This window comes from Rivularia sp. PCC 7116 (assembly GCF_000316665.1).
Taxonomy (GTDB): domain Bacteria; phylum Cyanobacteriota; class Cyanobacteriia; order Cyanobacteriales; family Nostocaceae; genus Rivularia.
This window is the reverse complement of record NC_019678.1, coordinates 8429754-8451566: the sequence shown is the minus strand read 5'-3', so window position 1 is coordinate 8451566 and position 21813 is coordinate 8429754. Positions and strand designations below refer to the sequence as shown.

Below are 21813 nucleotides of genomic sequence, written 5' to 3'. Positions count from 1 at the left end.
GATGCTTCCCTATCGCATAGATGCTTTGCATTCTAACTTATGTCACTAAATCCATTATCTCAAGCAACAACGGTATCCCAGAATTTGCCTTTAAGTGGAAAAACTGTTTTAATTACTCGCTCTGTGGGGCAATCAAGTCAGTTTACCCAAATGATTGTAGCAGCAGGTGCGAACGCAATTGAAATGCCTGCATTAGAAATAGGTCCCCCTTCAAGTTGGGAGGATTTAGATAATGCAATTGCTAATTTATCAGAATTTGACTGGTTAATTCTCACTTCTAGCAACGGTATAAATTACTTTTTTGAAAGATTAATTGCATTAGAAAAAGATGCGCGTACATTAGCTAATCTAAAAATAGCTGTTGTGGGAGAGAAAACCGCTCAAACCCTTAAAAAACAAAATTTACAGCCCGATTTTATTCCACCAAATTTTATTGCTGATTCTTTAGTAGAAAATTTTCCCGAGCAACTTGCTGGTAAGAAAGTTTTATTTCCCAGAGTAGAAAGTGGTGGAAGAGAAGATTTAATTAGAGAATTTAGAAAACAAGGAGCAGAAGTTGTGGAGGTGGCAGCATATCAATCTTGTTGTCCAAGTAGCATTCCTCCCTCAGCTGAATTAGCTTTACAAAGTGGAGCGGTTGATATCATTACTTTTGCAAGTTCTAAAACTGTGAAATTTTTTAATCAATTAGCACAAACAATTTTTCTAGATGATGGACAAGATAATCAACCATCTGTAGTCTCAAATTATCTAGAAGGAGTTTGTATTGCTTCTATTGGGCCACAAACTTCTAAAGCTTGTCAATCCTATTTTGGCAGAGTGGACGTAGAGGCTTCAGAATACACTTTAGAAGGATTGACTCAAGCTGTTATTGATTGGGTAAGGGACGTGGGGGAATAGGTAATAAGTAATAGGTAATGGGAAATGGGTAATATATCCATATATCGAGACGAAAGAAAATCTTTGATACATAATAGATAGTTACCAATTAAACCCTATTCCTAATTACCTATAATTCATGAAACGTATAATCGGCTTAACTGGAGGTATTGCAACAGGTAAAACTACTGTTGCGGACTATTTAGGCAATGCTTATAATCTACCGATTCTAGATGCAGATATTTACGCAAGAGAAGCTGTTGCTATTGATTCACCGCTTTTAGAGCAAATCGTCAAACATTACGGAGATAAAATTCTACTAGAAGACGGCAGTCTCAACCGAGAAAAATTAGCCGAGATAATATTTAACCAGCAGCAGGAACGGTTGTGGGTAGATAACTTGATTCACCCTTACGTTGGCGATCGCCTTTCTTTAGAAATCCAACAATCATCAGTACAAACTTTGGTGGCAGTTGTGCCTTTGTTGTTTGAAGCAAGTATGACAGACTTGGTAACGGAAATTTGGGTAGTTACTTGTTCCGAAAAACAGCAGATAGAAAGATTGATGCAGCGAAATCAATTAAATTTAGAACAAGCACAAGCAAGAATTAGCAGTCAAATGCCTTTATCTGAAAAAAAGAAAAGGGCTGATATTGTTTTAGATAATAGTTCAACTGTAGAAAAATTATTGCAGCAAATAGATATTGCGATATTTCAAAAGTGAACAGTTAACAATTACCAATTCCCAATTATCAAGCAGCTTCTCCTCCCACTACTACATCTTTTATCCTTAAACTTGGACCACCGCAACCTACGGGTAAACCGTTTTGTCCGCCTTTTCCACAACCACCGGATTCATCCCAATAAAAATCGTCTCCGATGGCTTCGATATCTTTTAAAGTTTGGAATACATTACCTGAAAGAGTCACATCTTTAACGGGTTCGGCTATTTCACCATTTCTAATCATCCACGCCTCACCAGCGCCAAAAGTAAACATTTCGCCGTTAGTCATGCCACCGAGCCAGTTTTTGGCATAAACTCCTTCTTTTATTCCAGAAAATAAATCATTTACGGGAGTTTTTCCTCTTTCTATCCAGGTATTTGTCATTCTCACTATCGGCGCATAATGATAATTCAGACAGCGAGAATTTCCTGTGGGTGTTTCGTTTAATTTACCTGCGGTTTCCCGAGAATGTAATCTTCCTACTAAAACTCCATCTTTAATTAATTGAGTGGTAGTTGCTGGGGTGCCTTCGTCATCATAATAATAGCTACCGCGATGTCCTTCCGGTGCAGCACCATCAAAAATCTGTAATTCTTCGTTACCAAATCTTCTTCCCAGAGTCATTACTTCCAATACATCGGGGTTTTCGTAAGCCATATCAGCTTCAGAAAGATGTCCGAAGGCTTCATGGACAAATAAACCGGTAAGAACTGGATCGATTACTACAGTGTAAGTATTACCTTTGACAGAAGGTAAAGATAAAGCAGATATTGCCCTACGTGCGGCGCTGGTAACTTGTTCGTCTAAATTAGTTAAATCTTCAAAAGCTTTACGAGAGCCTGTAGTTTCTCTTCCTGTTTGTACCGTTTCGCCACTTCTTGCAGTTGCAGCAAAACGCATTTCCATATCTACCCAAGATTGTTCGATTAGCGTACCTTCGCTTGTGGCAATAATGACTTTTTGAGCGCTATCGCCATATCTGACAGAAGTAGTGGTAATCCGATTATCTATACTTTTAAGTAGATCGACGTAATTATCGCACAACTCCTTTTTTTGAATCAAAGATATATGTCTGGGATCTGTACCAGTCAAAGGTAATTCGCACACTGCTTGCACCGGAGTTACAGGAGCTAATATAGTTTCCTCATCACCGACAATTCTCGCTGCTGCGATGGCTTCTTGAATTCGCTCCTCAATGGTGGAAATATGATTGAAGCTACTCAATCCCCATCCACCCTTATAACAAGCCCTTACTTGTCCCCCAACAGAAATACATTCGCTCAGAGTTTCTACCTTATCGCCGCGCAATACTATATCAGTGCCTTCAGATTCTTCAAGGCGAATCATCAAATAATCAACTTTCTTAGAATAACGTGCTATCAAGTCAGCAAGTAAATTTTGAGCGTCAGTAATTAAATTAACCATTTTTTGGGAATCGGCTCTAAGGTTACTTATATCTTCTAGCACGAGATGGGGAGTTATCAGTTAACAGTTAGCAGTGAACAGTCATCAGTGATTCACCAGTCGGGTGTGAATCGTCAGCGAACAATTATCAGTTAGAAGTTAAAAAATAAATCGTAGTGGGAGCATCTTTCTCCCTTATTGTTCCCCTATCTGCAATACTTACTTGCTCACTGTTCACTGCTCACTGCTCACTGTTCACTGCTCGCTGCTAACTGTAAAAACCACTATAATATTTCCATCTTGGAAAATATAAATTAAATTTTCTATCTTCGTCAGGGAAAATGAGGTAGTGACAATTGCAAGAGACTATATCTAATAAAATTCCGAATTCGCGGTGGAATTTATCAAAATTATTTATTTTTATTAGACCAATTCTTCCCATAGCAGGAGTATTCTTTTTTATATGCCTTTTACTGGTATTAAACCGATATTTTAGCTTTTACGCATCTTTTGACCAAGGTATTTTTAATCAGGTTTTTTGGAATAATATCCACGGGCGATTTTTTCAAAGTTCCCTGTCTTCAAGTCTTTCCACTAATGTTGTCCACGCAAATGAAATTCCTACGGTTTTCTACCATCGGCTAGGTCAACATTTTACTCCAGCATTGTTACTTTGGGCACCTATATATGCGTTATTTCCCAACGCGGCAACTTTAGCCGTTTTGTTAGTAACGCTGATAACTGCTGGTGGTTTGATGCTTTACGTATTAGCGCGGCAATATCTAGAACCTCGAATAGCCGTGGCAATTACCGGTAGCTATTATGCGGCAAATGCTGTAATTGGACCAACTTTATGTAATTTTCACGATATCAGTCAACTTCCACTGTTTATTTTTACTTTGCTTTTAGCAATGGAGAAACGCTGGTGGTGGCTATTTTGGCTGATGGCTGGATTAATAGTCATAGTGCGAGAAGATGCAGGGGTTAGTTTATTTGGCGTAGGTGTTTACATGGTGCTAAGTAAACGCTTTCCTCGGACTGGATTAGCAGTTTGTATTTTTAGCTTCGGGTATATGCTGCTGCTAACTAACTTAATTATGCCGCTGTTTTCTGATGATATTTCTAAGCGGTTTATGTTGGAAAGATTTGGACAATATGTTGATGCTGATGAAGCTAGTACTTTAGATGTGATTTGGGGAATAGTCAGCAATCCGGTTCGATTAGTAGTAGAACTAGTTACTCCATTTGATAGAACAATTCGGTATTTACTCGGTCAGTTATTGCCTTTTGCATTTATACCCGCAATTGCTCCAGCATCTTGGAGTATTGCCGGATTTCCTCTACTAAAATTGCTTTTGGGTAAAGGTGAATCGGTATTAGCAATCACCATTCGTTACGCATTAAGTGTAGTTCCGGGATTGTGTTACGGTGCAATACTTTGGTGGGCAAAACATCCCAAAACATTTAAACCATCGTTTCGGCGTTTTTGGATATTTTGTATTACCCTATCTTTAATTTTTAGCTTTACATCAAATCCAAATCGTACCTTTTATTTTGCTATACCTGATTCTGTAAAACCTTGGGTATATGTATCTTTACCAGAACAATGGAATCATGTAAACAAAGGGATTCGTCCTTTATTAGCGCAAATTCCATCGGATGCCAGCGTATCTGCAACTACTTATTTAGTACCTCATCTTTCCAGTCGCCGCCAAATTCTCCGGGTACCGATGTTGGAATTGCGAAACGATAACCGAGAAGTTGTCAAAATGGATTATGCGATCGCTGATTTATGGCAACTACAAAAGTATGCACCAGCATTCAGAGGAGACAGGGGTTTATTAAAGCAACTAGTAGCTTTCGTTGATACAATCACCAACAATCAAGAATATGGAATTATTGACTTCAAAGAAGGCGTAATTCTATTGAAAAAAGACGCAGTTTCTAACGAAAAAGCTGTTGAAGAGTGGGTAAGGTTTCGGCAAGGAGTTAGGAGTTAGGAGTTAACAATTAAAACTGATAACTGATAACTGTTCACTGTTCACTGTTCACTGTATTTGTCACTGAATTGTTACAACGAGCTAAAGTTGAGTAATTATACTCCCGTCAAAACTAGCGATCGCACCTTTAATTATTTTAATTGCTGAAATAATTAAACGATTTGTAACGAGTTGGGGTCAATATATGAAAATACTGGTATTAAGTTGGGAATTTCCCCCTCGTATCGTTGGGGGGATTGCTCGTCATGTAGGTGAACTATATCCTGAATTAGTAAAATTGGGACATTCTGTTTACTTAATAACGCCCGAATTTGGTGAAGCACCACTTTACGAAGAGGTAGAAGGAATCAAAATACACCGGGTACCCGTAGCTGATAGTAATGATTTTTTCCACTGGATAGTCAACATGAATGAAAGCATGGGGCGGCAAGGTGGTAAGTTGATGTCAGAAGAAGGTACTTTTGATTTAATTCACGCCCATGACTGGTTGGTAGGAGATGCAGCAATTGCTTTAAAACATACTTTCAAAGTTCCTGTAATTGCCACCATCCACGCCACAGAATCTGGAAGACATAACGGTATTCACAATCATACTCAAAGCTATATCCACCGTAAAGAATGTCAACTTGCTTTTGAAGCTTGGCGAGTTATAGTTTGTACTAACTATATGCGTCTGGAAATAGAAAATTCTTTAAAAAGTCCTTGGAACAAAATTGACGTAATTCATAATGGAATTCGTGCCGAAAAGAAACGGCATCATAATCAGTTTCATAAGCAAGATTTCCGCCGTCAATTTGCAGAAAATAACGAGAAAATAGTTTATTATGTTGGTCGTATGACCCATGAAAAAGGTATATCTGTATTATTAAATGCCGCACCCCAAGTACTTTCCCAAATGGGAGGTAACGTTAAATTTGTAATTATCGGTGGTGGTAATACCAATCAGCTTAAAAAACAAGCTTGGGATTTAGGAATTTGGCATAAATGCTATTTTACCGGCTTCATGGCTGATGAATACTTAGATAAATTTCAAACAATCGCCGACTGTGCGGTATTTCCCAGTTTATACGAACCCTTTGGTATAGTTGCATTAGAAAGTTTTGCGGCTAAAGTTCCGGTAGTCGTTTCGGATACCGGTGGTTTACCGGAGGTAGTTCAGCATACAAAAACAGGTGTGATTACTCACGTTAACAATCCTGATTCTTTAGCATGGGGAATTTTAGAAGTATTGAAAAATCCCGGTTATTGTCAATGGTTGAAAGATAACGCTTACCAAGATTTAGAAAAAAGGTTTAATTGGGCAAAAATCGCCAAGGAGACAGAAACAGTTTATCAGCAAGTGGTTAAAGAGAGGAAGCAGGTTAGTTGGGAATAAATAATTGAGAGGGGGAAGAAATTAATTGCTAACTCTTAACTCTTAGCTCCTCAGTTCCTTTAGCGCGTTAACATTATGTTGATAGCGAAAAAATATTTTAAATTGCTCACTAACAAGCAACAACTAACAAACTGCTATGTCTGACGCAAAAAATGTCCTTGGTGAAAAGCTTGAAGTTTGCTGTACTTCTCCGATGACTGGGTATTATCGTAATGGTGTTTGCGATACCGGAGCGGGTGATTTCGGAGTACACACTGTTTGTGCCGAGATGACGGAAGAGTTTCTCACCTATACCAAGTCTATGGGAAATGATTTGAGTACGCCAAGACCAATGTATGAGTTTCCAGGTTTGAAACCTGGGGATAAATGGTGTTTGTGTGCTTCTCGTTGGAAGCAAGCGATGGATGATGGAGTTGCTCCGAAAGTAGATTTAGCGGCTACTCATGCATCTACATTAGAGCATGTATCTTTGAATGACTTGAAGGAACACGCTGGGGATTACGATTAAAAATTGTAGAGACGCGATATATCGCGTCTCTACATTAGTGATTTGTCGTCAACGAATTTATTAATTTCTGCTTTTAGTCATCTGTATTCTTGCGGGGTTAAATTATTTTTGATTGACTTAAGCGTCTTTTTAAATTGCTTTTTATATACTTTCCTTTCAAATTGTAATCAGCTAAAAATGAGAAATAAGCAAACAAATTTGCCTAAATAATCTATTTTCATTTAATAACCGACCTCTGTTCTGGTGAATAAACTTTCAACTGCAACGTCCATTAACTTAAATGTAGCAGTTTTACCATTTCTAAAATCAACAAACCAGCCATGCTCCGAATATTGAATTAACCCTTTATCTGTCAGTACTGATAGACAATCATCAAACAATTCGCTCAAAATTACAGTTAATTCTACTCGTTCCAAAAACTTGATTAATGAAGGCTCAAGGAATTTTAGGTAACTTTGCATTTCCCAAACCGGGTTATTTTCTTTCTGAGAATTTTCGTCTTGCGGTTTAATTTGATTTATTGAAGTGTTTTGGCGTATCTGTTCTAAACGGGCAATTTTTTGTTCAACGTCTAGTACTTGGATAATATATCTACCTCGGATGGAAGCTAGCTTAATTAATGTTTTTAATCTTCCAAATAGTCGCTGCAATTTTTTGGTTATGGTTGGTAATTTGTAGAAAATCATGTTTATTCTCCGATTGAAATTAAAAACGTCGTAGCTTCGGGAAGCACGACGTTAAGACAAATTATTTTTCGAGTTATCTGACGAACATCACCCGTTTTGATTAGCTTTCTTCCTCATTTCAGCTACTGCTTCCTCAGCACTCATAATTCTCTTATTTGGGTTCTCTTCTTCGCTTTTGTCCACGTAAGCATGGAAGAGTTCGGTGTTTTGGGGATCTTTCAACAGCGCGGCTCGCAACTGAGCTTTACTCATATTAGAATAATTTGGGTTAGTCAATTGTTACTGCTCCGTTTTTCCTAATTTGTATTTCTATTGTTTCACCGATTAATAAAACCAGGCGTTTTGTACGTTCGTCCAAGCGAACAAGATTAATCGGTACTAACATATTGCTTGCTCCTACCGATATCCGGTAAAAAGCCTTTAGTTGCTCAAACGTAGGCTGCATTCCCGGTTGATTCAATTTTCTTGGTTCGGTAAGCTTAGTCGCTTTAACTGTTTGTATGACTAATTGTATGACATAGTGCGTATTATGTCATACTAATCTATAAAAAACTTACAGCCCGTCTTCATTGGAGTGAAGCGGGCTTTTCTTGACTATTTGAGAGATTAAATTATGTTGTTGCCTAAGAGTCTTATTTTCTTCTCTTAGGCGGCTGATTCCCCCATGACCATTTCCTCTACCTTTTTCAACCTTGAGTTTAACTCTTCGACTTCAATTCTTTGATCCGGTTCGTTTAAATATCTTTCAACCAATTCGTTTAGTACTTCCGCTGCTTTCCTGCCTTCCTTCTCTACTTTATTGATAAACTCCGTTTTTCTGGATGATGGCAACCGGAATATCAACCTATCGTCTGCTTTCATTTTCGTTTATTTGTATGACAATGTAATTCAAGTATATAACCACTTCGTATTACTTTCCTTTACTTTGTCGTACACAGTAAATATTGTATGACAAATTGGAGCAATAATTGAACTGACAGTATTGTGATAGGTATGTGCAACAGCACCAAAGTCTACTAAAAAACTTTGTTATCATCGCTGCGAATAATATTTTGTGGTTCGATATCTGTATTAGGAATGTTGTTGTTAATAAAATTATTAATTTCCGTTTTTATCCATCTGTATTCTTTTGGGGTTAAATTACATCCGATTGAATGCAATGTTGTTTTAAATCTTGGTTGATTTATTTTGGAAATAAATTTTTGATAGCGCCAAGGTAATAACCATTTTGTACAACTAAATATATAGCAATTGTTTTCTTTTAAAATAGTTAATTGGATGCGTGATAAAGGACTAATAATAAAATCATTAAATTTGGTTAATACAAAAACTGAATATATCAAATATCCCCATACACTAAATGCTATGAAACACAATAACAATAGACTGTATTGAATTTCATTGTTATTTTTATATTGAACTCCTGCTGTTAATATTAGTAATAACAATGCATTGACTGGCAAGCAAAGCATTATAGAAATTATCCTAAAATTACTACGAAACTTTCCTGCTGGAATCTCTATCTGTAATTTCTCATCATTCTTTCGCAGGCTGATAGGAGTATCTTTTGGTCTGTGCGGTTTTTGATTAAGATAGTTGTGAAGCGATTCTTTTTCTTGCAATACAGCTAATGCAGATCCAGCATCGGGGAATCTATCTTCTACAATAGGTTCGAGTATTTTATCTAACCAATCTGCAAATTTTGGAGATACTTTAATTTGAGAACGAAAATCTATTTTTAAATGCTTTTGTGGTAAATCTGACGGACATTTTTTAGTTAATAAATACAGTAAAGTTGTTCCCAAACCATATAAATCTGTAGATGGAAAAGCTTTACCGCGAAATTGTTCGGGAGCCATATAACCGAATGTTCCTACTACTGTACTTCCACCAGTAACTGTGTTGTGGTAGGTATCGGCTACAGCACCAAAATCTACTAGGAAAATTTTGCTATTATCGCCGCGAATTATATTTTGGGGTTTGATATCTCGATGAATAACTGGTGGTGAAAATGAATGTAAATAGATTAATATATCTAAAACTTGAATAGCTATATATCGAATTTCTGATTCATGAAAAGAATAACCATTTTCTACAAGTTCTGCAAGAGATTTTCCTGGTGCTAGTTGTTGAGCAATATAAAATGAATTATCGTTATCTGTTTCTATTTTAAAATAGTCTAAATAGCAAGGTATTGCCGGATGACTTAGCTGAGAGAGGATTTGACTTTCTCTTTCAAAGAGTTCTATCTTCTTCCAATCAGTCATCCGACGTAGGGATAAAACTTTTAAAGCTAAATTTTTTCCATTTTCTATATCTTGAGCAAGATAAGTAATTCCTACTCCACCTTGTCCTAAAGTATCTACAATACGATATTTTTGATAAATAACTTCTTCTGGTTGATGCAGTAATTTCATATTATTTATTTTATGTCAGAGCATTCAAACGCAACAATTCCTTTATAAGAATAAAATCGAATTTTATTATTTTTACATTGATGATAAGCTTCTTCATGTTTTATCAGTAATTCATCTAAACCCTTGACAATATCTTTAATCTCTACTGCCATTTGTAATGGTGTTAAACCATGATTGTTTTTGGCATGAATATCAGCACCATACATTACTAAATCTCTAATAATAAGTTGGTAGTAATCTCCATTTTCTTGACCAATTTTTATTGATTTGTGAAGTGCCGTCTCACCATTATAATTTTTAGTATTAATATTTGCCCCAGATTTTACTAAACGTTTAATCCAATAACGAGCTCTTGGATGATGAGAATTTTTGAGCGCAAAGTGTATGACTGTATCACCATATTTATCTTGAGCATTAACATCTGCTCCATTATCAATAAGCAATTGTAATATGCTATAATTTCCACCCTCTACAGCTCCTAACATTAGTGGTGTTTTACCATCTTTACTTTTCTGATTTATATTTGCACCGTTATCAATTAGATATTTAATTTCATCCTTATCCCAGTTCAATTGTGTAAAATGTAGTGGAGTATAGCCTTGATTATTTTGAGCATTAATATTTGCACCATTATTCACAAGTAATTTAATCATAGGCAGTTTAAATTTCTCAAGTCGAGGTTCCGGAATAGACATAGAACTGTATTTTCTATATAAATTTCTATGAAATTGAATATTTAAATTTTGAAAACTTGTATAGTTTTGGAACATAAGATGTAAAGGCGTATTGCCTAATTTATCTTTTGCATTAACATCTGCTCCATTATCAATAAGTAACTCTATAACTTCTTTTTCATAACTTGATACTGCATAGTGTAATGCAGTTTGTAAATGTTTATCTCTACTATGAACATCAGCACCTTTTGCGATTAAAAACTTTACATCATCTACAGATCTAGCGCGACGTAATGCATCATTTATATTCGCATTATTAGCTATCAATAACTCTACTGCTGGTTGAGATTTATGTTTAAGCGCACAAAGCAATAAATTCCATCTCTTATTGGTATACCCAAATTTACGATCGTATTTACCTTCCACGTACAATTCCAAATCGGGAGTTCCACCTTTATTTAGATAATCCCTCATTTCATAAAAATTGGAACAGATAGTAATTGGGGGTTTGAAACCCAGGTTACCTAAAATTGTCCATTTATAATTATTGAAAATACTAATGGTGAGAATGGTAGTAATTCCCATTCCCACCACAGCTTTCCACAACATCGGTTTTTTCGCTGCTGTAATTATCTTCCGCTTCCCTCGCAATACTTCCAAAGCTTCCTTCGCTGAAGAAAATCTTTCCTCTAAATCTGGCTCCAGCATTTTATCCAACCAGTCTGCAAAATCATCAGATACCTTTATGCGATGGCGAAAGTCGATTTTCAATCCATCCGTGGGAAAATCTGCGGGAGAGCGATGTGTCAGCAGAAACAATAATGTTGCTCCCAAGCCATATAAATCCGTTGCGGGTACGGCTTGCCCCCGAAATTGCTCGGGAGCCATATAGCCGTAAGTTCCCACAACCGTACTGCCGCGCATAAAGGTGTTGTAGTAGGTATCTTGTACTGCTCCAAAATCTACTAAAAATACTTTCCCATGTTTATCGCGAATGATATTTTGTGGTTTGATATCTCGATGAGTAACTGGAGTTTCAAGTGAATGCAGGTAAATTAAAATTTCTAAGATTTGTGCTGCTATATATTTTATTTGTTGCTCGTTAGTGCGCCAATTTTCTTCTACAAGTTTGGCTAAAGATTTACCAGGTGCTAGTTGTTGAGCTATATAAAAATGTTTTTCACCGTCAGTGTCAGCATCGAAGTATTCTAAATATTGGGGAATTGCCCGATGATTGAGTTGAGCAAGAATTTTTGCTTCTCTTTCAAATAATTCCATTGCTTTCCAATCATTAATTCGGTGCAGTGATAAAGCTTTTAAAGCAACGTTTTTGTTAGTTTGTAAATCTTGTGCGAGGAAATTTATTCCACTTCCACCTTCTCCCAAAGTGTTGATAATCTGGTATTTTTGGGCAATTATATTATTTGGCTGATGTGACGGCTGCATATATATTAAAGTTTAAATATCTTAAATTGAGTAATTCAACTCAAGCCGTATCATAATATGACTGCACGGGTAAAATTCTGATTAGATAAGTTCTATACAATATTTTTAAATACGCTACAAATAAAATTCATGACTGATTGTAGGGTGTGTACGCGGAGCATAGGCACCACAGACTAAAAAGCGGTGCGTAAAACTACAAAAAAACACCCCTCTCCTTCACAAGGAGAGGGGAAGGGGTGAGGTTTCAAGTTCCAAACTACCAGCTTTGCTTTCCACGAACCATACTTAATCCTTCTTTGAGCGCATTCAATCTTTCATCCATCCAGTGATGTTCGGGAATTAAACCTTGAATACCTAATTTCTCTAAACGTCTTTTGACTTTTCCTGTTGCTCCGACGACTATCACTTCCCTACCTTCATCAATGGCTTCTTGAATTGCGTTTTCAATTGCTAAAGAAGAAGTTATTCCTAATACCGGAACTTCACCTAAATCGACTATCAAAACATCGTAATTTTTAATAGCCCCATGTTCTCTTGATATTGCTTTAGCAACACCGAAAATCATTGGGCCGCTCAGATGAAATAATAAAACTTTGCCATTTGCTAAATCTAAAATTTCTTTTTCTTCAGGATTCAAAATAATTCTGTCATCGTCGTCGGTAATTGCTTTGACGGATTTAGATTGCATTTCGTTCAAACGAGCAATAGTTAAAATATTCGCAACAAATACCCCGACGGCTACGGCTACCATTAAATCTACAAATACCGTTAGTAATACAACACCGTAAAGAATTCCCGCTGCTTTCAAAGAAAGTTTGTGAACCCGTTTAAGAAAACTCCAATCTATAATATCAATGCCTACTTTTAAAACAATTGCTGCTAATACGGTAAGCGGAATACCAGAAGTTAAAGGAGCAGCCCACAAGACAACAATTAACAGCACCAAAGCCCGACTAATTCCCGATAATGCAGTTCTTCCACCAGCTTGAATATTAACTACAGTTGCCGTTGTGGAACCAGAGCCAGCAATTCCACCACATAAGCCGGTAATCAAATTCGCAATGCCTTGTCCAATTAATTCTTTATTTGATTTGTTTTCGGTACGGGTGAGACTGTCAGCAACAACGCAAGTTAACATACAGTCGATAGAACCTACCATACCTAACACCAAGCTTTCTACAAACATTAACCTCAAATCAGCACTGCTAAAAGTAGGTAAGTGTATTTGGGGTAAACCGGGAGTAATTTCACCGATAGTGGCAATGGTACGAATTTCTATACCATCTAATAAAAATATCGCAATTAAAGTACCGACGATTAAAGCTACTAATTGTGAAGGAATAAAGTTTTTTAATTTATTTGGATACAGGAAAAGAATTGCTAAAGTTACAATTCCCAAACCAGTTTCCCAAAAATTAATATTAGTAATTAAAGTTGGTAGATTCTTAATTACAGCAAGCGCTCCACCCTTGGGAGTTTCTTGCCCTAAAAAAGGTGCTATTTGAATAAAAATAAGAATTACGCCGATTCCTGTCATAAATCCAGAAATCACATTGTAAGGCATCATTGTAATATATTTGCCTAACCTCAGTAAGCCAAAAATAATTTGAAATACTCCCGCCATCATGACTACGGTAAATGCCATTGATAATCCATTGTCGGGATTATTAGCGGTTAATTCGGTAATGAATGCAGTCACAATTACCGTCATCGGGCCGGTTGGTTCAGAAATTAAACTTGGAGTACCACCAAACAAAGCGGCGAAAAATCCCACTAATATCGCTCCCCACAATCCCGCAGAAGCACCCGCACCAGAAGCGATACCAAAAGCTAATGCCATAGGCAAAGCCACCACCGCTGCCGTTACCCCTCCGAGAATATCCCCTCGCAAGTTACGGAAATGGATCTGATTAGTTATTTGCATTATTACTCCATTAGAAAATCGAGTTGAATTAACTCATGGGAATGGAGAATAGACAATGTTGAAAAAATAAATTAAGTTAACGATTTGGGCAACATAGAAATATCGCTACTTCCTAGTAATTGAGCCGTTTTACTGCCAATGACTGCATTTTGAATACAGTTATGTCCGTAAGCTCCCATGAGTAATAAGCTAATATCTCGAACCTTTAGCTTTTTCTAATGATTGCTTAGCTTGGTTAAGTCTGTCTGTTGCCGTTCTATCAGAGCTATTTTTAGCTACTGTAAGCAAATGTATTTCTTAGCTTTCTTGGCGGGAAGTCTCATAACTGGTTCCCAGTCGGAGACTAGGAACCCATTGCTTAAGGCTCTGCCTCCATAGAATTTGACGTGAGGCAGAGCCTCGAAAACTACATTTCCAGGTAGAACCTGGGAACAATAAAAATGATCTCTTTTAACTTCTTCCCTCTGCGCTCTCCATGTCTCTGCGTTTTTTTTAACCCGTAATCATCAGAGGGAATAAGAATAACTTTTAAAGTTTCAATCTAAAATTTTATAAATATGGTGCGTTACGGCAATAACAATATCATCTTTGCTAACAAAAATTGTAATGCCGTAACACACTCTACAAATTACAAACTTTTATTTAACAGTTATAACCCCTGTCCTTGACAATGGAATAGGGTGAGGTTTCAACCGCCAAACTGCTCGCTTTGTCTGCCAGTGACTATAGCAAAACCTTCTTTGAGCGCATGTAATCTTTCATCCATCCAATGGTGTTCGGGGATTAAACCTTTAATACCCAACTTTTCTAAACGTCTTTTGACTTTTCCTGTTGCTCCCACAACTATTACTTCCCTACCTTCGTCAATTGCTTCTTGAATTGCGTTTTCAATTGCTAAAGAAGAAGTTACTCCCAATACCGGAACTTCACCTAAATCAACTATCAAAACATCGTAATTTTTAATCGCACCATGTTCTCTTGCTATTGCTTTAGCAACACCGAAAATCATTGGTCCGCTAAGATGAAATAGTAATACTCTGCCGTTAGCTGAATCTAAAATTTCTTTTTCTTGTGAACTGAGAACAATTTGGTCGTCGTCGTCGGTAATTGCTTTGACGGATTTGGATTGTACTTCATCAAGCCGAGCAATAGTTAAGATGTTGGCAACAAATACTCCGACCGCTACAGCTACCATTAAATCTACGAATACCGTCAGCAATACTACGCTATACAAAATTCCCGCTGCTTTTAAAGAAATTTTGTGAACCCGTTTGAGGAAACCCCAATCAATAATATCAATACCTACTTTTAAAACAATTGCTGCCAATACAGCCAGGGGAATTCCTGAAGTTAACGGAGCAGCCCACAAGACAACAATTAAAAGTACTAGAGCGCGACTAATACCCGATAATGCAGTACGTCCGCCAGCTTGAATATTAACCACAGTTGCGGTTGTTGCTCCAGAACCAGCAATTCCACCACATAAGCCGGTAATTAAATTAGCAACACCTTGTCCGATTAATTCTTTATTTGATTTATGTTCGGTACGGGTAAGACTATCGGAAACTAAGCAAGTCAACATACAGTCGATGGAACCTACCATAGCTAATACTATGCCATTGACAAATATTAGCCTTAAATCGCTACCTCCAAAAGTGGGTACCTGAAATTTAGGTAAACCAGGTTCAATTACACCAATAGTCGCAATAGTGCGAATGTCTATTCCTCTCAAGAAAATTACAGCAATTAACGTACCTACAACTAAAGCTACTAACTGTGGCGGAACAAACTTTTTTAATTTATTAGGATACAGAAACAGAATTGCTAAAGTTAAAATCCCTAAGCCTGTTTCCACAAAATTAATATTCGCAATTAAATTCGGTAATTCTTTAATTACAGCCAGCACTCCACCTTTAGGAGTTTCTTGTCCTAAAAATGGCGCAATTTGAATAAAAATCAAAATAACGCCGATTCCAGTCATAAATCCAGAAATCACGTTATAGGGCAGCATGGTTATATACCGTCCCAATCTCAGTACCCCAAAAGAGATTTGAAACAGCCCCGCTAACATAGTTACGGTAAATGCCATTGCCAAAGCTTTTTCTGGCTCTTGGGGATAAATCGCCATCAACTCAGTAATAACCGCAGTCACAATTACCGTCATCGGGCCGGTTGGCTCGGAAATTAAACTCGGGGTTCCACCGAATAAAGCGGCAAAAAATCCGACTAATATCGCTCCCCATAAACCCGCAGAGGCACCCGCACCAGAAGCAATACCAAAAGCCAATGCCATAGGTAAAGCAACCACCGCAGCCGTTAAGCCTCCGAGAATATCCCCCCGCAGATTACGGAAATGGATTTGATTAGTTATTTGCATCAAAAGTTGTACTTTGTTGAAGGTTAAAGGTCAAAGGTTTCTTACTGCTAACTGTTCACTGTTCACTGCTAACTGCTAACTGTCAAAAGTTAACGAAAAAGCAGTATGGGAATATTGCTACTTCTGAGTAATTGAGCGGTGGTACTGCCAATTACTAAATGACGAATGCGGCTGTGCCCGTAAGCTCCCATCAATAAAAGACCAATATTTTGTTCGTTAATATACTCAGCAATTATTTTCTCTACTTCACCTTCTAAGAAATTACAAACAGGTTGATATCCCGCTTTTTTCAATAATTGATTTGCTTCGTTTAGTCTTGCCGTGCCAGCTTGATCCGCACTATTTTTCGCTACAACCAGCAGATGTATTTCTAAATCTTTAAAACTTGAAGATTTTGCGAGAAACTTGAGGATTTTTTTCCCAGTTGCACTACCATCATAAGCAAATAAAATTCGCTCAACTAACTTGTATTCACCAGGAGTAACCAAACAAGGTTTGTGACTGCTGCGAATAATTCTATCTACATTCGCTCCTAAATGTCCCAATGCAAAATTAGCTGCTTCTCCCCTTTTACCTAAAACAATCAAGTCGGAATTCTCTTCAAATTCATGCAAAAAATCTACTAAAAATCCTGTCTTATGAATTAAAATAAAGTCTTCTACTCCTTCGGCTTTTAGAGCTTCCGCTGCATTATCTAAAACTAATCTTGCTCTTTGATTATTAATCTTGGCTCTTTCATGCTCTAAATTTACTAATTCATTTAGCAATTTTTCTGAAGCTCCAAGTCCAATACTGCCGCTTAAATTGCCAGTATTGGCAACTTGTTGACTGCGAATATCTGTAACAGATAAAACTCGGGTATGTGAATTAAATGTATTCGCAAACCAAGCCCCATATTTATAAACATTTTCAGCAAAAGATGAGCCATCGGTACAAAGTAAAATATTTTTCACGGTAATTGAAGCCCTGAAAACGAAAGTATTATTTTTTGGTATAGCAAGTAGAAAGTAGGAATTAGCAAACAATTAATAAAAAGAGTTTGCTTAAAACCATCAACTTATGTACGGGCATCGGACTTTTGATAATCTGTTAACTTATCCATCAAAGTAGCACTTGCTTCATTGAGTCCGATTAATTCCACTTCTGCTCCATTACGGCGAAATTTAAGTATTGCTTTATCTAATACCTCGACTGCTCCCTGATCCCAGAGGTGAGCGTGAGTTAAATCGATGGTGACATTTTCGTTTAATTCCGTAAAATCAAAATAATCCAAAAATTCATCTCTTGATAAGAAGAAAATTTGTCCTGCTACTTTATAAGTGCAGCGAGAACCATCTTTACTTCGCATTTTGTCCACAAATACCAACTGGGCAATCTTACGAGAGAAGAATACAGTACTCATGACAATTCCCACAACCACACCAAGGGCAAAATTATTTGTAAAAATTATTACCAGCATCGTGGTTAGCATTACAGCGGTATCCGTGCGGGGAATGCTACGAATATTTTTAAATGAAGACCAGCGGAATGTCCCAATTGACACCATAATCATTACGGCTACTAGGGCTGCCATTGGCATTTGCTTTACGTAAGTTTGCAAACCTAAAATTGCAATTAGCAGAAAAATACCAGCCGCTAGAGTTGATAATCTTCCTCTTCCTCCAGACTGCACGTTAATTACCGATTGTCCAATCATCCCACATCCTGCCATGCCTCCAAAGAAGCCAGTTATCATATTTGCAATTCCTTGTCCTTTGGCTTCTTGATTTTTGTCGCTGGGAGTATCGGTAAATTCGTCTACCAGTGAAGCTGTTAAAAATGAAGCTAGTAAACCAACTATTGCCAAAGTTATGGAATAAGGCAAAATTATATTTAATGTTTCTAGATTAAACGGAACTTGAGGCAGAGCAAAACTAGGAAAAGCAGTAGGCAATTCTCCTTTATCCCCCACCGTGGGAACGTTGAGATTTAAACTAATTGCTGCTATTGTCATCACTACCAAAGCTACTAAGGGAGAAGGAACTACTTTGGTAAAACGGGGCAAAATGTAGATAATCGCCAGGGATAATGCAGTCAACACGTATACAGTTAACACGTTTACCTCTGACGGAAGACCGAATAATTCCGGCAGTTGAGCTTTGAAGATTAACACAGCCAAAGCATTAACATAGCCAACCATCACCGCTCGGGGAATATACCTCATGTAGCGTCCAAGTTTTAGTACTCCAAACAAAACTTGAAAGATTCCCGTTACAAAAGTAGCTGCAAACAAATATTGCAAGCCATAAGCCTTTACCAAACCAATCATCAACAGAGCCATTGCTCCCGTAGCGGCAGAAATAGAAGCCGGTCTTCCTCCCAAAAATGCCGTTGTTACCGCAATAATAAATGAAGCGTAAAGCCCCACCTTGGGATCGACACCAGCAATAATCGAAAAGGCGATCGCTTCGGGAATCAAAGCCAATCCCACCACAGCCCCAGCTAAAATATCTTGCCGAGTATTAAAAAACCACTCCCGCTTCCAACTATTCCAGTTCAAATTATCCTCCTACCACCGTGATTCGTGTATTGCGTAATTCATACCCAAAATAACCCACCTAAAAATCTAATTCAGTAATTAATATTTCGTACAAAAAAAACTGTAATTCGCTCAGAGAACTTGTAAAATAAGATGGTCTCACCTAGCACAGGCATCAATTGCAGCCAAATCCACAGGCTCAACCTTAGTTAGCCACTTTATACCTGCAAATAGCTGCAAATGATTTTGATCGGTATTGACTCAGGCTAAAGATAATGGTTGACAATTAAAGCCATTTGAAGCTTGCGAAGAGATGGTTATCTGCGACATTATCCGAACCTATTTATTATTGAATGATTGCGTGACGCAAGCATATCATAGCGTCGTTACAATTCGCAATATAACTTGATGTTGGTTAAAAATTAGAGTCTGAAAAAAAATCGGGGAAAACCCATCAAAATTGCTGTTCCTAGATTTCAACAGGAACGCTGCGAAGGTCTGGTGTCAAAGTAAATACCGTCTTCTTGCAGTTAGACGGGAGCGTTAAGTACCTATTTTTACTCATTCATTAACCTTGCCACAATCCACATCTGGATTCATAAATTATTATTAGTGGGATAGGTCAATAAAAAAAAGATATTTTTGAAAAATTTGAGGTAGAAATGCCAAGCATTATCTTGGAATTTTACCACTATTAAGTCCAGATTATAACTTGATTGGATTAGTTTGGTATTCAGCCAAAGAATATATAGTTCACCAATTATTTGAATCAGTCGAGCAGTTAGAAGGATAGTTAAACAAATTACTAAGTAAAGGAGGTCTCATTATCAATCAATACCTTTATTTAGTCTTTATTCTAGTTGCATAAACTTCCAGCGCAAAGGTGGATTTAGAATACCTTTACTATCCCGAGACGAACGTACTTTTAACGAATAGGCTTGCGAATGATAATCGTAAGTATAAGCCCAATTACTCTTATAAATTCCAATATCAAGAAAGTACTCGCCACCAGATAAATCTAATCTGTCAAATTCAAGTTTTATCTGTCCTTTGCCCAGAATTTTCGGTAATAGTATTCCCATATCAGCGGTATTTATATCAAGGCATTTTTGATTATTGGAAGTGGTAATACTTGTACTAAAAATCGGCGAATCAATAACTTCATGTGATAAATATTCAATTATAATACTCAAAGAATCACCACTATTTATTTCTTTATCCGGTAGCAAATTAATATCCGTAATTTCAACTTCTAGAGAACCAAAGCGGTTTTCATTCATTAGCAACTCTACACCAGATGCAGTCATTTGGGACGATTTTTTCGGGGTACGTTGCTGTGTTTGCAATTGCATTTCATTGACAAACTGTGAAGCTACTAATTTCGGTTCGCCATAAGCCAATATCTGACCTTGACGGAGCCATAATGCTTTGTCACATAATTCTTCTACTTGCTCGGCATTATGAGAGATTAAAATAATTGCACAACCAGAATTTTTTAACTCCTCAATTCTTTTTAAGCACTTAGTTTGAAATGCTAAATCTCCAACAGAGAGAAATTCATCTACTAGCATGATATCCGGTTGAGTATGCACCGCAACTGCAAACGCCAAACGCATCTGCATACCCGTACTGTAAGTTCTTACTGGATTATCAATAAACTCTTCTAACTCTGCAAATTCTACAATTGTATCCAAACTTTTTGCGACTTTTTCACGGCTTAATCCCGCAACTACACCTGCTACAAATATATTTTCTCTTCCAGTTAAATCGTGGCTAAAACTTGCACCTAAATCCAGTAAAGCCCCGATTCTACCTTTTATTTTTACCTTTCCTTCGTCAGGATATCCTACTCCGCCAATTAGCTGCAACAGTGTAGATTTTCCCGCACCATTATGACCAAGAATGCCTAACATTTCCCCAGGAGATACGGTAAAACTGATATTGCGTAACGCCCAAAAACGGTCAACAGCATTTAAGCCTCGCAAACCAGAGAGTGCCGCTTCCATAACAGTGCGCGGTTTATTCTCTTGATAGCGATTAAAACTTTTACCTAAATTTTCGACAACAATAATATCCTGCATTTATATTTCCTCCACAAATCGGGCGCTTTGTTTTTTAAAGTAAAAATAACCCACTGGTAAAATTACTGCTGTTGATACGGTTAAAAGAAATAAGGCTAACCAATTCGGTTGAGTTCCTGTAATTAAAATATCTCGATAGGCAGTGACAAGATTTGCCATTGGATTAATTAAATATAATGACTGATAATTTTTTGGAACAGCAGTAATATCGTAAAAAATTGGAGTTAAATAGAAAAATAGTTGTAAAACTACACCGATAGTATGTTGGGTATCGCGGAAGGTAACGTTGAGTGCCGCAAGTAGATAAGATAATGTCACCGTTACAGCAAATTGTAGAACTTGTAATATTGGTAAAAATAGAATTAAAGGCGTTAATTGAATTCCATCAATTAATATAAAGACAATTAAGACGGGAAGCGCCAAAATAAAATGAATTAAGCCAGTAGTAACGGTAACTACGGGAAGAATAGGAGTCGGAAAACCAGGCTGTCTGATTAAAGGACGACTATGAATAATAACTCCAGTCGCTTGAAAAATAGAGTTTTGAAACCAATTCCATACCAGCAAACCAGTAAAAACAAATGAGGAATAATTCGGAACATTTACTGGTAAAAGAAATTGGAATACGAATGCAAAAACGGCTAATTGTAAAAGCGGATTAATCAACGTCCAGGCAATTCCCAATACTGAACGTTTATAGAGTAATTTTATCTCCCGATTTACCAACTCTCGCAGTAAATCATAGAGATAAGCTAAGCGCCAACGAAAAGGATTGTGAGTTAAAGACATTTGAATAACA

The 21813-nt window shown here is 37.2% G+C and carries 18 protein-coding genes; 5 read left to right on the top strand and 13 right to left on the bottom strand.

Going from position 1 to position 21813, the window contains the following annotated elements; translation table 11 throughout:
- Window positions 1-39 precede the first annotated feature (39 nt).
- Window positions 40-900 carry a uroporphyrinogen-III synthase gene (locus RIV7116_RS37735; RefSeq protein WP_015122573.1) on the top strand — a complete coding sequence of 287 codons (861 nt, stop codon included), beginning with the start codon at window positions 40-42 and terminating at the stop codon, window positions 898-900.
- Window positions 901-1018: 118 nt separating this feature from the next.
- Complete coding sequence (gene coaE, locus RIV7116_RS32375) at window positions 1019-1603, top strand: dephospho-CoA kinase (RefSeq protein ID WP_015122572.1); 585 nt, start codon at window positions 1019-1021, stop codon at window positions 1601-1603.
- Window positions 1604-1631: 28 nt separating this feature from the next.
- Here the strand turns inward: coaE and RIV7116_RS32370 are convergent, their stop codons facing one another.
- Complete coding sequence (locus tag RIV7116_RS32370; protein WP_015122571.1) at window positions 1632-3029, bottom strand: TldD/PmbA family protein; 1398 nt, start codon at window positions 3027-3029, stop codon at window positions 1632-1634.
- 359 nt (window positions 3030-3388) lie between these two features.
- Between RIV7116_RS32370 and RIV7116_RS32365 the strand changes: the two genes are divergently transcribed.
- The 3 genes from RIV7116_RS32365 to RIV7116_RS32355 all read left to right on the top strand — a co-directional run bounded on the left by RIV7116_RS32365 (window position 3389) and on the right by RIV7116_RS32355 (window position 6891).
- On the top strand, window positions 3389-5008 hold the full coding sequence (locus tag RIV7116_RS32365) for a DUF2079 domain-containing protein (protein ID WP_044292604.1): 1620 nt from the start codon (window positions 3389-3391) through the stop codon (window positions 5006-5008).
- A 184-nt stretch (window positions 5009-5192) separates the two neighbouring features.
- Window positions 5193-6383: a glycosyltransferase family 4 protein gene (locus RIV7116_RS32360; RefSeq protein WP_015122569.1), complete on the top strand. Its 1191-nt coding sequence runs from the start codon at window positions 5193-5195 to the stop codon at window positions 6381-6383.
- A gap of 136 nt (window positions 6384-6519) precedes the next feature.
- Complete coding sequence (locus RIV7116_RS32355) at window positions 6520-6891, top strand: DUF2237 family protein (protein ID WP_015122568.1); 372 nt, start codon at window positions 6520-6522, stop codon at window positions 6889-6891.
- Between the two features lie 221 nt (window positions 6892-7112).
- Here the strand turns inward: RIV7116_RS32355 and RIV7116_RS32350 are convergent, their stop codons facing one another.
- From RIV7116_RS32350 to RIV7116_RS32300, 12 genes are all read right to left on the bottom strand, one after another.
- Complete coding sequence (locus tag RIV7116_RS32350) at window positions 7113-7577, bottom strand: hypothetical protein (protein ID WP_015122567.1); 465 nt, start codon at window positions 7575-7577, stop codon at window positions 7113-7115.
- Between the two features lie 87 nt (window positions 7578-7664).
- Window positions 7665-7853: a hypothetical protein gene (locus tag RIV7116_RS36235; protein WP_015122566.1), complete on the bottom strand. Its 189-nt coding sequence runs from the start codon at window positions 7851-7853 to the stop codon at window positions 7665-7667.
- Window positions 7846-8022, bottom strand: a complete 177-nt coding sequence (locus RIV7116_RS36715; RefSeq protein WP_198287567.1) for a hypothetical protein — start codon at window positions 8020-8022, stop codon at window positions 7846-7848. Before RIV7116_RS36715 ends, RIV7116_RS36235 begins: the two co-directional genes overlap by 8 nt.
- A gap of 200 nt (window positions 8023-8222) precedes the next feature.
- Window positions 8223-8438 carry a hypothetical protein gene (locus RIV7116_RS32340; protein WP_015122564.1) on the bottom strand — a complete coding sequence of 72 codons (216 nt, stop codon included), beginning with the start codon at window positions 8436-8438 and terminating at the stop codon, window positions 8223-8225.
- Between the two features lie 155 nt (window positions 8439-8593).
- A complete protein-coding gene (locus tag RIV7116_RS34390) occupies window positions 8594-9994 on the bottom strand; it encodes a serine/threonine-protein kinase (RefSeq protein WP_015122563.1) in 1401 nt (466 codons plus the stop codon).
- Window positions 9995-9999: 5 nt separating this feature from the next.
- A complete protein-coding gene (locus RIV7116_RS34585) occupies window positions 10000-12114 on the bottom strand; it encodes an ankyrin repeat domain-containing protein (RefSeq protein ID WP_015122562.1) in 2115 nt (704 codons plus the stop codon).
- 256 nt (window positions 12115-12370) lie between these two features.
- Window positions 12371-14038 carry a SulP family inorganic anion transporter gene (locus RIV7116_RS32325; protein WP_015122561.1) on the bottom strand — a complete coding sequence of 556 codons (1668 nt, stop codon included), beginning with the start codon at window positions 14036-14038 and terminating at the stop codon, window positions 12371-12373.
- A gap of 688 nt (window positions 14039-14726) precedes the next feature.
- Window positions 14727-16415: a SulP family inorganic anion transporter gene (locus RIV7116_RS32320; protein ID WP_015122560.1), complete on the bottom strand. Its 1689-nt coding sequence runs from the start codon at window positions 16413-16415 to the stop codon at window positions 14727-14729.
- Between the two features lie 89 nt (window positions 16416-16504).
- Window positions 16505-17368, bottom strand: a complete 864-nt coding sequence (locus tag RIV7116_RS32315) for a universal stress protein (protein ID WP_015122559.1) — start codon at window positions 17366-17368, stop codon at window positions 16505-16507.
- 104 nt (window positions 17369-17472) lie between these two features.
- A complete protein-coding gene (locus tag RIV7116_RS32310) occupies window positions 17473-18954 on the bottom strand; it encodes a SulP family inorganic anion transporter (RefSeq protein ID WP_015122558.1) in 1482 nt (493 codons plus the stop codon).
- Between the two features lie 830 nt (window positions 18955-19784).
- Complete coding sequence (locus RIV7116_RS32305) at window positions 19785-21014, bottom strand: ABC transporter ATP-binding protein (protein ID WP_015122557.1); 1230 nt, start codon at window positions 21012-21014, stop codon at window positions 19785-19787.
- Window positions 21015-21803, bottom strand: coding sequence for an ABC transporter permease (locus tag RIV7116_RS32300; protein ID WP_015122556.1), 789 nt, complete (start codon window positions 21801-21803; stop codon window positions 21015-21017).
- Window positions 21804-21813: the final 10 nt, after the last annotated feature.